Here is a 12,105-nt window from a genome sequence, read left to right as displayed (position 1 = left end):
GATTCTTAGACGGTAATGTCCTCATTCTGCTGTTGATTATTACCCTCCCAGATTTTTTCATGAAAGAAGAAAGCCACTGCTTGTACCGTTGGCTCTAATAAACTTAAGGCAATGGCCATCGTCAAACTGCCGGTTACCAAGTATCCCACAATCATCGCCACAGTAATGTGCATAATGTAGTAGCTGAAGGTCTTTTTGAACATGCGTTGGTTGTTGTCTACAAAGCGTTGAATATGTGCCATGTCGAAGTTCCTCAAAATCATCATCTCTGCCGATGAAGAAATAATAATAATTCTCATTTAATTTGTAAAAACGAATATTTTTTATAAATTAATCGGAAAACTAGATTTATAAAAATAAAACTAAAGCATGATTTGATTCAGCTTTTAAAAGATTCCAAAAAGTTTTTTAACTGATAAAAATGATAAATTAGATTTATGTGATTGCAGCGATATAATCAAAATCAGAGAAAGAATTTACCCAGTCCAGTGGAGTACATCGACATGGCAGGCGCAACCCAAACAGCAAAAACATTATATGATAAATTGTGGGACGACCATTTAGTAACGCAACGTGATGATGGTTCTGCCTTACTGTACATCGATCGTCACTTATTACATGAAGTGACTTCTCCACAGGCCTTTGAAGGTTTGCAATTGGCCGGGCGCAAGCCATGGCGTTTAAGCGCGAATATTGCCACACCGGATCATAACGTACCGACCTCGAAAAAAGAGCGTGAACAGGGTGTTGCCGGAATTGAAGATGAAACCTCGCGCATCCAGGTACAAACTTTGGATGATAACTGCAAGACCTTTAATATTGTTGAATTTGATATTAATGATATCCGTCAGGGCATCGCGCATGTGGTCGGGCCGGAGCAAGGCTTGACCTTGCCGGGCATGACTGTGGTCTGTGGTGATTCGCATACAGCAACCCATGGTGCTTTTGGCTGCTTGGCGCACGGTATCGGTACATCAGAAGTTGAACATGTATTGGCGACCCAATGTCTGGTTCAAAAGAAGATGAGAAACATGTTAGTGCGCGTTGACGGCAAATTAGGTCAAGGTGTGACACCAAAAGATGTAGTCTTGGCGATTATTGGCAAGATTGGTACCGCAGGTGGTACAGGCCACGCGATTGAATTTGGTGGGCAGGTGTTCCGTGACATGTCAATCGAAGGTCGTATGACCGTGTGTAATATGGCGATTGAAGCCGGTGCACGCGTGGGTATGGTCGCTGTCGATGACAAGACTATTGAATATGTTAAAGGCCGTCCTTATGCGCCGACTGCAGAACAGTGGGATCAAGCGGTTACATATTGGAATACCTTACATTCGGATGAAGATGCACATTTTGATACAGTAGTCGTGTTGCAAGGTGAAGAGATCGAGCCGCAAGTGTCTTGGGGGACCTCTCCTGAGATGGTTATTCCAGTGTCTCAGGCAGTACCGACTTTGGAACAAGCCAAAGACGAGGTACAACGCAATGACTGGAACCGTGCTTATCAATATATGGGCTTAAATGCCGGTCAGGCCTTGGCTGAGATTCAGCTGGATCGCGTATTTATCGGTTCATGTACCAATTCGCGTATTGAAGATATTCGTGCTGCAGCCGAAGTGATCAAAGGTCGTAAAGTTGCCGCCTCAATTAAACAGGCGATGGTAGTTCCAGGTTCTGGTCTGGTCAAAGCTCAGGCAGAAGCGGAAGGCTTGGACAAGGTATTTGTCGAAGCGGGCTTCGAATGGCGTGAACCAGGCTGTTCAATGTGCTTGGCCATGAATGCCGACAAATTACAGCCGGGCGAGCATTGTGCCTCGACCTCGAACCGTAACTTTGAAGGTCGTCAGGGCAATGGCGGTCGTACCCATCTGGTGAGTCCAGCCATGGCAGCTGCTGCTGCGATAGCCGGTCACTTTGTTGATGTTCGTTCATTCTAGTTTAAGCCCTCATCCTGACCTTCTCCATGAGCCAAATGGCGCAAGAGAAGGGGTTCCCTCTCCTGAGTGAGTTTTAAGCACTGCTTTAAAACGAAGCGCAAGTGAGGGCTAGGGAGAGGTTACGGATTCATTGGGAAATAAATATGAAAGCTTATACCGTTGAACAAGGTATCGTTGCACCTTTAGACCGTGCCAATGTCGATACAGATTTAATTATTCCAAAACAGTTTTTGAAATCGATCAAACGTACCGGTTTTGGTGAAAATTTATTTGATGAATTGCGTTACTTGGATGAAGGTTATCCAGGTCAGGACAATTCAGTTCGTCCGATCAATCCGGACTTTGTCTTGAACCAGCCACGTTATCAGGGTGCGTCTATTTTAATTTCACGTGCCAACTTTGGATGTGGTTCTAGCCGTGAACATGCGCCGTGGGCTTTGAGTGAATACGGTTTCCGTACTGTTATTGCGCCAAGCTTTGCCGATATTTTCTTTAATAACTGTTTTAAAAACGGTATGTTGCCCGTGATTTTGGCTGAAGATATTGTTGAGCAGTTATTTAAGGAATGTGCGGCAGATGAAGGCTATCAACTGACCATTGACTTGCAGGCACAAGAAGTTCGTACCCCTACGGGTGAAAGCTTTAAGTTTGAAGTCGATCCATTTCGCAAGCATTGCCTGTTAAATGGTCTGGATGATATTGGCTTAACTTTGCAGGTGGCGGATGATATTCGTGCCTATGAAGAAAAAACCAAACAATCGCGTCCTTGGGTATTTGCCGAAATTCATGGATAAATCAGTAAAAATTGTCATGGCATGACTGCGATGCCCTTGCTAATATCGGAAGATTATTGAGTTTTTTGATTGGGTAAGACAGACATTATGGCGAATTATTGGAAACAGTTGCTTGCTTTAAGTTCAGTATCGGTGCTGTTGACTGCATGTCAAAGCATCGACACGATGAAACTCAAACATGCCAAAGAAAATACTGAGAGCAAAAGCAATGCCCTGATCTACTGTACAGGGACGCCAGATTGCCAGTTCGAACGCTTCAATCAGACCATTATTGTCAACGCCGACAATGGCCGCATCAGTGATGAGGCGCTGAAGCAGAAACTGGTGCGCTTGAAGGCCAAAAATTTAAATCAGGCCAACCCGATTTATTTATCCGTGCCGGCAGGACAGCATGAACTGGTCGTGCGTTTCTATCCGATCAGTAAGGATAAAGCGGAAACTTTACATGTATTCCATCGTTTTCAGGCCAATAACCGCTATAGCTTAAAAATGTTCCGTGACCGTAGTGCGCGTAGCAGCAGTTTATTAAATGCTTCGGCACCGGATCCGCTTTGTGTAGATCTGGTACAAGAGCAAAAAACCATTCGTCGTTTTTGCAAACCCTATAATGCAGTCACCGGGATTGCAGAGTTTGTAGAAAAGAAAATCTAACCTCTGTCAGGTCTGAATCTGACGTTTTAAACGGAAAATCTCATGTCTAAACAAATTTTGATTTTAGCTGGTGACGGTATCGGTCCTGAAATTGTCAAAGCGGCAGAGCAGGTGCTGACTCGTGTAAATGAAAAATTTAATCTCGATTTGACATGGGAACAGGGTTTACTCGGTGGTGCAGCCATTGATGCACACGGTTCACCGTATCCAGACGTGACTTCTGAACAGGCTAAAAAAGCCGATGCGATTTTGCTCGGTGCCGTGGGCGGTCCAAAATGGGACACGATTGAGCGTTCAATCCGTCCGGAACGTGGTTTATTGAAATTGCGTAGCGAACTGAATCTGTTTGCTAACTTGCGTCCAGCCATTCTTTATCCGCAACTGGCTGATGCTTCAAGTTTGAAGCCTGAAATCGTAGCAGGTCTGGATATTCTGATTGTGCGTGAGTTAACGGGTGGTATTTACTTCGGTCAGCCACGTGGTATCCGTGAACTGGAAAATGGCGAGAAGCAAGGCTACAACACTGACGTTTACTCAGAGTCTGAAATCAAGCGTATCGCTAAAGTCGCTTTTGAAATGGCCAACTTGCGCGGTGGTAAAGTATGTTCAGTGGATAAAGCCAATGTGCTTGAAGTGACTGAGCTGTGGAAACAGACAGTGACTGCGCTGAAAGATGCCGAATACCCTGAAATTAATTTATCGCATATGTATGTCGACAATGCCGCAATGCAACTGGTGCGTGCGCCAAAGCAGTTTGACGTGATTGTCACCTCGAATCTGTTCGGTGATATCCTGTCTGATGAAGCTGCGATGTTGACCGGTTCAATCGGCATGTTGCCATCGGCATCTCTGGATGAAAATGGCAAGGGCATGTATGAGCCTTGTCATGGTTCTGCACCAGATATCGCCGGTCAAAACCTGGCAAATCCATTAGCGACGATTCTTTCGGTGGCGATGATGTTGCGTTATACCTTCCGTGAAGAAGCGGCTGCTAAAGCGATTGAAGATGCAGTAGGTCAGGTCTTGGATCAAGGCTTGCGTACGGCAGATATCATGTCTGAAGGCATGCAAAAAGTCGGTACGGTTGAAATGGGTCAAGCAGTCGTTGCTGCATTGAACTAAGCCTGTTTCGATTCAAAAAAACGCAGCCTTGAGCTGCGTTTTTTTATGATAGAAATTTCAAAGCTTAAACGGCTTAACAGGTTCGGCCTGTGGTGCGTACCGCGGTGGCAATATTATCTTTGAGTAAGAAGGTGATTTTACATTGCAATTTGACGTCATAGCCGCCGGCAGGGCTTACTGACACTGGAATCGGTACAGTGCCTGTCCCTGTGGCAGGAAACTGCGCTACAGGCAAAGGAATGGTAATGGGGCGTTGTACCACATAGCTTAATTGCTTGGCGCTGCGTTCAGGCCCACTGATCTGCTGGTAACCTAAACGTTTTAGATCCAGAGTTTGATCGATCAGTTGGCTGCTTTGCCCAATGAACTGTTGTAAATAGGCATCACGCTGTGCAGTCGTTGAGGAGGTGGTGCTGCATGCACCAAGCAAACCCAATGCTGTGCAGCATACTAAAATCAGTGTGAACTTCATGAGCTGTCCTCACACCAAATAAAATGAGTGTAATCGCATTCCATGCAAAAATACTGTTGTGATTTGATAATCGGTAGAAGTTTAGCGTGGTGAGGTTGATCCCTGATTTAATCCGATCCAGGCTTTGAACTCGATGAGTACAGCTTAACAAGCTCTACCGGTATAGCGGATGGCTTGAACAATTTCATCTTTTAGGTCAAACCAGATTTAGCATTTCATCTCAATATTATAACCACCATTTGACGGCATCGGCATTGGTGCACCGATCGAAATGCTTTGACTAATATTCGGCGTGCCCATCGGAATATTCATCTCCCGAAAAATAGTGTAGCTGAGAAATTCTGCGGTTTGAATTGGTTGCTGGGAGGTCTTGAATCTCATTGCACGAAGATCAAGCTGGCTACGAACCTGTGCTGCAGTTTGACCCACATAAGGTTGTAGAGACTGATGCAGATGCTGATTGCCGCCGGTAACGCACGCAACGAGAAACAAGCTGGAAAGTAGGGGTAAGCATTTCATATTTATTATTTTTATACATGTTGTTTTTAATTCAATGAATAGTCGTGAATTTATGGATCTGTGTCAAATTATTTTATTGATTGATAAATAATTCAAGTAATAAAAAAGCCACTAAAAGTGGCTTTTGCTTGCGCTAAAACTTAGCGTGCACGATATGTGATACGACCTTTAGTCAAATCATAAGGTGTCATTTCAACCTTCACACTATCGCCAGTTAAAATGCGGATATAGTGTTTACGCATTTTACCAGAGATGTGGGCAATCACTTCGTGACCGTTCTCTAAACGTACACGGAACATAGTATTAGGAAGCGTCTCGGTGACAACGCCTTCGAACTCGATGAGTTCCTCTTTATTGGCCATAGCCTACCTGAATGAATAAATTGGAAAGGCGCAAATTATAGTCAATTTTTTTGCAAAATACAAGATGAAACGGGCGTTAGACTGATCATCTGCCAGTAAAATAGGCGAACTGTCACGATAATTTTTTTAACTAAAAAGACACCTGTTTCTGTTGTCAGTTTGGTCAATCACAGTTAATCTAAAATTAATCTTTTTAAGTATAAATGAAGTACATACAAGGAAGGCTTTTGAGTGAGTCAGCTAACGGATGCATCAGTCGTATTGCGTTTAGGCTATCAGGCGATTCGTCGTGCGGGGTTGCCAACAGAAGAACTTTTGACCAAAGCAGGAGTGGCTTTAAATCAGGTGGAAGCCAATGACCGTACGCCGCTGAGTGCCCAGTATGCCTTTTGGGTGGCGGCAGAGGAAGTCAGCAAGGATCCGGATATTGGATTGCATCTGGGGGAGCACCTGCCACTTTATCGTGGTCAGGTCATTGAACACCTGTTTGTTTCATCTGGAAATTTTGGTGAGGGACTGAAACGTGCTTTGGCTTATCAGCGACTGATCAGCGATGCCTTTGCTGCCAAATTAGTGATTGAAGATGATCGCTGCTATTTAACCAATGGTGAACAGCCTTTTGCTGAGAGTCTGGTCAATCGTCATTTTACTGAATGTGCCATGTCAGGCGTACTTCGTTTCTTTAAATTTATTACTGAAGGACGTTTTGAACCGATTTATATCGATTTTAATTTTTCTAAAGGGGCACCTGATGATGAATATTTCCGGGTTTATGAGTGTCCGGTCAGTCTAGGTCAGAAAGAAACCCGTTTGTACTTCGATCCGACTATCCTGGAATATCCGCTGTGGCAGGCTGAACCTGAGCTGTTGCAGCTGCATGAGCAACTGGCGATTGAAAAATTACAGGAACTGGCAAGATATGATCTGGTCGGTGAAGTCCGTCGTGCGATTGGCTCTACTTTGGAGAGTGGTGAAACCACACTGGAAACTGTAGCAGCACAACTGAATATCACGCCACGCCGTTTGAGAACGCAACTGAGTGAGGCACATACCAGTTTTCAGCAGATTCTCTCGGATTATCGTTGTCGTTTGGCCAAGCGTTTGCTGGCGAGTACCAATGAGAGCGTCGAGCGGATTGTCTATCTGACCGGTTTTTCCGAGCCAAGTACCTTCTACCGTGCCTTTAAACGTTGGACTAATGAAACGCCGGTAGAATATCGGAAGCGGAAGCAACGTTAAACGACCTCCCTAAGTCCCTCCTAAAAGGAGGGGTTTTTCATTACGGTATTTTCGTAGGTTGTGGTTCCCCTCCTTTCAGGAGGGGTTAGGGGAGGTAAATATTCTAAAAAATTTAAAAACTATTCCGGCATATTCAGCCAGTGCGGACCTAAGGGTAATTCAGGTAATTCAAACTGCGCCGGATAATCAGCATGAATAAAATACAAACCATCTGCTGGCGCAGTCACACCAGCAGCTTTACGGTCTTCTGCCGCGAAAATATTATCAATATGATCGGCAGCATACATGCCCTGACCAATTTCCAATAAACATCCCATGATATTGCGCACCATATGGTGCAGAAAGCCATCGGCCTGAATATCCAGTACCAGATACTGACCATGCTGAATCAAGCGGCAATGGCTGACATGACGAACGGGCTGATTGGACTGACAGGCTGCGGCGCGGAAGCTTTCAAAGTTATGCGTGCCTTCAAACTTTTTCGCGGCGTATATCATCTGTTCAACATCAAGCGGTGCATAGACATGGGTGACCTGTTTATGCAGCAATGCCGGGCGCACAGGGTGGTTATAGACCACATATCGGTAGCGGCGCGCCTGTGCCTTAAAACGGGCATGGAAGCTGTGATCCATTTCTTTGATCCACTGAATCGAGATGTCTTTAGGGAGTTGGCTATTGCAGCCCATTAGCCAGCCACGTTCAGAACGCACGGCATCCGTATCAAAATGCGCCACCATATTGGTCGCATGTACCCCGGCATCCGTGCGGCCGGCACCATGCAGGCTAATCGGTTGATCGGCAACTTTGCTCAGGACCTTTTCAATGGTTTCCTGTACGCTTGCAACTCCCGGCTGTTGAGTCTGCCATCCCCGATAATGCATCCCACAAAACTCAATTCCCACCGCAAAACGCTGCATAATGACCTCAAAACCTTATTGATCGTACCAATGACGATGCCATTGCTCTACAGTGTCGTATTGTAAATACATTTTCAGGGCTTTTGCATACAGATCCGCATGTCCATAACTTTCATTCAGCAAAATTTTGCAGTGATTCACCCATTCGGCAATGGCATAGCGCTGATCCGTCGCACCAAAAGGCACTTGGGTGGTTAAGACGCAAATACAGCCCTGCTCATAGAGTTGATCAATGAGCGCAATCATGGCGTCATTGACCGCCAGGTTGCCAGTGCCAAAACCTTGCAGAAATAAAAAATGCGGTGGTCGAGCCAAGAGGTTGTTCAGGTTATTCAGCTGCTGGGTCAGATCAACCGGCTGCATCATGATGCTCATACAGTTGAATTTAGCCGCTTTCACAATATCTTTAGCTTCGATCTGATAACACGCTTGACTGGTTTGGATTGCGATATTGGCTTCAAGACCTGCAAAGGCATTTAACTCGGTAGTATGCTGTTTCAGTGCAGTTTGCGCATGTAGCAGCTGATGATGGAATGCCAGATAGACTCCAGCGCTACATTCGCTGATGGAATCTAGTGCAAATTTCAGGTTATCCAGGGCATCACTAAATTCACGCTGTTCATTGCCTTGAGCATTCAGCAACGGATATTGGCTACCGGTCAGCACCACATGCGCCGAGTTTCCAATAAAATGTGCCAGTACTGCACTGGCATAACTCAGCGTATCTGTACCGTGAATAATCACAAAATGCTGGATTTGCCGCGATTGCAATTGCTGAATAAACTGTACCAGTTGCAACCAGTCGGTTGCTGTGCAGGCACTACTGTCCTTAATGGCGGGTGCATGGTGGCATTCTACAAAATACTGCTCTGCAAGTATCTGTTCGAGCTTTGGAATAAATAAATCAGCAGGCATCGGTGCGAGAGGATCCCCCACGCAGCCGAATGTGCCGCCCATATAAATTAATGCAATATTTTTTATCATAAAAAAAGCAGCCAATTATTGACTGCTTTAGTGTAAATCGAAATGCATCAAGATGCGATTTGATTCAGTAATTGCTCGGCGCGTTGTTGTTGCTCAGGAGTATATTCAGCTTCTCGCTCCGCAATGACTTCACGGGCAGCGGCATAGGCACCGAGTTGAATATATTGCTGCGCAAGATCCAGGTCGAGACCTGCTTCATTAACATCCAGTAATTCCGGGAAAGATTGCACCAGCGGATCATGCTGATCTATCGTTGCCTGAGCTGGTGTAGCAGGAAGATCGAAACTCATCGCTGTCGCAGCAGGCGCTTCTGGCGTGGTTTCTAAATGATCTAATTTGAAATCCATGCCTGATAGATTGGTTTGTGACGCTGGTTCTGCCACAGGTGCTGCAGCTGTCAAGCTAGACAGGTCAAACTCAGTCGCTGGCACTGCAGTTTTCTCAGCTGCTGGTACTGGCGTGTCAAGCGAGAAAGAAAAATCTAGAGGTTTGATTTCTTCAGTGGCAGCAGCTGTTTGTGGATGGTTACTTTCTAACTTGAGATCAAAGTCAGCAATTTCATTGCCGCTTATTTTCTTTTCAAAATTTGGCTCTAGAGTGTCACGAGCTGCAGAGGGTGAAACTTCAGTTGTAGTGGTCTCTACTTTAAAAGAATCGAAGTCAAATTGAATTTCATTACTGTTTTTAGCTGGTGTTTCAGTCGGTTCAGCCTGAGGAATACTAGGTGCGGTATTAAAATCTAAACTCTTATTCTCGACAGGCTCAGTCTTCGTTGTGACTGGTGCAGCAGGTGCAGAACTAGGAGTAAAGTTAAACTCAAGAGGTGATGGTTCTTCTTTCGCTGGAGCGATTTCCTGTTGTAATTGCTCGAATGCCAATTCCGTTTTAGTATCCGCAGGCAGCGTAGCTTGATTTAAGGCATCAAAGGCGGTGTTATTGGATACGGGCGTGGCAGGTGTAGCAGTCTGAGTCGATTCTGTAGCTTTTGTTTTTTCGTAAGCCGTTCTCTTTTCTTCAGCTGGGCTGAGTACATCGTCAATGTTGAGTGCACGAATATGATTAATGAGTTGCGTAATCGCAAAATCATCTTTCTGCAAGATATGAATATCTAACAGCAACAGATAAAGTTCGTGTTGGGAATTGTCACGATTCAGCGCCTGATTAATCTGCGCTTCGGCGGCAAAAAAATTACGTTCCTGAATTAGGCCTTCAATTTTCTTGCGTGTTTCTGCCGATAATGGTGTTGCTGATTTTTTTGTGACCCCGACTGGCTCCACTACTTTGGTTCTTTGTGGAGCAGCTTTTGAAGCAGAGCCAGGTTTTTTCGCTTTTACCGTTTTAGTTTTTGCTTTATCTGATTCTTGAGCATCTTGTCGTTTTTTAAAGACAATTAATACGATGATCAATATCACTAATGGAATCACATAAATCAGCATGTTTTACCCCTTGGGGATAGAGTAGTTTAAGTTCGCCTATCCCAATAAATCGTCATGTGTAACTTTTTAATTAATTGGCTTCTTATCTGCTTGTTGGGCTTTGAGCTGTTGTTGTAGCTGGGCCAGACGCGCATTTAATAACTGAATTCTGTGATCCTTCTGATTGAGTGCCAATTCTAATTCAGTTACGTTTCTCTGTAATTTAACGGTTTTTTCTCGGGCTGTCATAACTTTTAATGACAATTCCTTTGATGTTTGATTGCGTTCTGTGTTCTGGTTTGCAGAAACTTGCCCGGAATCGCGCTGGTTCTCAGCCACTAGGCTCATTTCTGCCTGATTCAGGCGGTATTTAGTCTTGCCAGTAGGCTTAGACGGTAGCTCGGTTTGCTTTGCCGCAGTGACTTTAATAGGCGCAGGTGTAGGATGAGTCGTATTTAAGTTCAATGCAGCACCTTTACGTAGACGATTGGCATTTCCTCCAATAAAAGCATGCTCATTGTCTTTTTTAATTTGTTGCATGACTTCATTGACCGGGCGCTGCTGCTGTTGAGCAATTCGTGAGGCAATTCCCCACAGTGACTCATTGGATTGAACTACATAAGTAGGTTGAGTCTGATTCGGAGTTGCTTTGACTGGTGAAGCTTTTGTAGTAACTGGAGCTGGAGTTTTCACCGGATTAGTTGATCCAGTTGATTTTCTGGCTTGTTCCTCAGCAAATTTTTTCACCAATGGATCACTGGAAGCAGTTTGATGATCAGAATGGGACTCTACAGCTTTCTGCATATTTGCTTTATTTGGTGCTGATGCACTTTGATTTGCTGGTATCGTACTGGTTGGTTTGTTTGTAGTCGAGGCTGCTGCAGGAGCCGGCGATGCAAGAGTTGCTTGTGAGGTCCTTACTGAATCTGAAAGCGCCGCTGCAGTTTTAACTGGGGCTTGAGTATCGGGTGGAGTTACAGCCTCGCTTTTCAATACAGGCGCAATCGCTTGAGCCTGAATCGCTGGACTTGATGTCATTACAGCTGGTGCAAATGCAGTTTTAGGAATGGAAGTGTTCGATAATGCAGGTGGTGCTGTGCGTTGCAAAGCCAACGGCTTTTCTAAAACCGGTGGCTTATTTAAGGCTGTGGAAGCTGCTGTACTGTAATGGCTACTTACGGGTAAGTTGAGTGCAATATCTTTTTCACTGACGACGACAACTGGTGCAAGCGGGCGTTCATTCTGTTTGAGGCTGGCTTTTAATAAATCGGTTTTAGCTTGTAAGGGCGTACGGATATGTTGCAGACGTGCAGCACTGCCTTCCTTGATTTTGACAATAATATTCAGCTCGCGCTCTGTCATGGGTCGAGAAGAGGTAATGGTAATAACCCCAGTGCCATTATTGCTGCGCCGAGTAAAAAAGTTCAAATGACCGGGTGGCTGATGCGATGCACCCATCGAGATTAAATCTTCAGGTGAAGCCAGACTGACTTCAATCGGCAAATTGATATCAGACTGCCGAAAAGTCATTTCTGCGTAAAGTAACTCCCCAGGGGCAGACTGAATCTGAACCGGATCTACATTAATCGCATAAATGTTTTGTGAAGCGACAATGGCTAAAATGGCAAGCTTTAATTTGTTATATACAGTCATCTTAATCGTGAGCTCAGTCATTATCGCATAGCGAAAATTA

General features: G+C 44.8%; 12 protein-coding genes and 1 pseudogene. 5 read left to right on the top strand and 8 right to left on the bottom strand.

The features are described from left to right. Positions 1-5: 5 nt before the first annotated feature. Positions 6-242 carry a DUF2061 domain-containing protein gene (locus ACIG3F_RS03870; RefSeq protein ID WP_004278497.1) on the bottom strand — a complete coding sequence of 79 codons (237 nt, stop codon included), beginning with the start codon at positions 240-242 and terminating at the stop codon, positions 6-8. Positions 243-503: 261 nt separating this feature from the next. Between ACIG3F_RS03870 and leuC the strand changes: the two genes are divergently transcribed. The 4 genes from leuC (at position 504) to leuB (ending at position 4,504) form a co-directional block, all read left to right on the top strand. Next, complete coding sequence (gene leuC / locus ACIG3F_RS03865; RefSeq protein WP_004647381.1) at positions 504-1,937, top strand: 3-isopropylmalate dehydratase large subunit; 1,434 nt, start codon at positions 504-506, stop codon at positions 1,935-1,937. 143 nt (positions 1,938-2,080) lie between these two features. Beyond that, the gene (gene leuD, locus ACIG3F_RS03860) at positions 2,081-2,731 is read left to right on the top strand and encodes a 3-isopropylmalate dehydratase small subunit (protein WP_114541288.1); all 651 of its coding nucleotides are present in this window, start codon (positions 2,081-2,083) and stop codon (positions 2,729-2,731) included. Positions 2,732-2,818: 87 nt separating this feature from the next. Next, positions 2,819-3,382 carry a hypothetical protein gene (locus ACIG3F_RS03855; RefSeq protein ID WP_396469413.1) on the top strand — a complete coding sequence of 188 codons (564 nt, stop codon included), beginning with the start codon at positions 2,819-2,821 and terminating at the stop codon, positions 3,380-3,382. A 42-nt stretch (positions 3,383-3,424) separates the two neighbouring features. After that, positions 3,425-4,504: a 3-isopropylmalate dehydrogenase gene (gene leuB, locus ACIG3F_RS03850; protein ID WP_064094871.1), complete on the top strand. Its 1,080-nt coding sequence runs from the start codon at positions 3,425-3,427 to the stop codon at positions 4,502-4,504. 73 nt (positions 4,505-4,577) lie between these two features. Here the strand turns inward: leuB and ACIG3F_RS03845 are convergent, their stop codons facing one another. The 3 genes and pseudogenes from ACIG3F_RS03845 to infA all read right to left on the bottom strand — a co-directional run bounded on the left by ACIG3F_RS03845 (position 4,578) and on the right by infA (position 5,857). After that, a complete protein-coding gene (locus ACIG3F_RS03845) occupies positions 4,578-4,976 on the bottom strand; it encodes a hypothetical protein (protein WP_396469412.1) in 399 nt (132 codons plus the stop codon). 144 nt (positions 4,977-5,120) lie between these two features. After that, positions 5,121-5,501, bottom strand: a pseudogene (locus ACIG3F_RS03840) (hypothetical protein). A gap of 134 nt (positions 5,502-5,635) precedes the next feature. Next, complete coding sequence (infA, locus tag ACIG3F_RS03835) at positions 5,636-5,857, bottom strand: translation initiation factor IF-1 (RefSeq protein WP_001284370.1); 222 nt, start codon at positions 5,855-5,857, stop codon at positions 5,636-5,638. Between the two features lie 231 nt (positions 5,858-6,088). Between infA and ACIG3F_RS03830 the strand changes: the two genes are divergently transcribed. Then, complete coding sequence (locus tag ACIG3F_RS03830) at positions 6,089-7,096, top strand: AraC family transcriptional regulator (RefSeq protein WP_005245913.1); 1,008 nt, start codon at positions 6,089-6,091, stop codon at positions 7,094-7,096. A gap of 119 nt (positions 7,097-7,215) precedes the next feature. Here the strand turns inward: ACIG3F_RS03830 and truA are convergent, their stop codons facing one another. From truA to ACIG3F_RS03810, 4 genes are all read right to left on the bottom strand, one after another. Continuing rightward, positions 7,216-8,013, bottom strand: coding sequence for a tRNA pseudouridine(38-40) synthase TruA (gene truA, locus ACIG3F_RS03825; RefSeq protein ID WP_004278489.1), 798 nt, complete (start codon positions 8,011-8,013; stop codon positions 7,216-7,218). A gap of 15 nt (positions 8,014-8,028) precedes the next feature. Continuing rightward, complete coding sequence (locus tag ACIG3F_RS03820) at positions 8,029-8,997, bottom strand: asparaginase domain-containing protein (RefSeq protein WP_004647388.1); 969 nt, start codon at positions 8,995-8,997, stop codon at positions 8,029-8,031. A 47-nt stretch (positions 8,998-9,044) separates the two neighbouring features. Further along, on the bottom strand, positions 9,045-10,433 hold the full coding sequence (locus ACIG3F_RS03815; RefSeq protein ID WP_396469411.1) for a fimbrial protein FimV: 1,389 nt from the start codon (positions 10,431-10,433) through the stop codon (positions 9,045-9,047). A 66-nt stretch (positions 10,434-10,499) separates the two neighbouring features. Next, a complete protein-coding gene (locus ACIG3F_RS03810) occupies positions 10,500-12,086 on the bottom strand; it encodes a hypothetical protein (protein WP_396469410.1) in 1,587 nt (528 codons plus the stop codon). Positions 12,087-12,105 lie beyond the last annotated feature (19 nt).

Source organism: Acinetobacter sp. NPDC052428 (assembly GCF_044547685.1).
GTDB lineage: Bacteria > Pseudomonadota > Gammaproteobacteria > Pseudomonadales > Moraxellaceae > Acinetobacter > Acinetobacter lwoffii_G.
The sequence above is the reverse complement of the archived record's forward strand: the minus strand, read 5'-3'. Positions and strand labels throughout refer to the sequence as shown.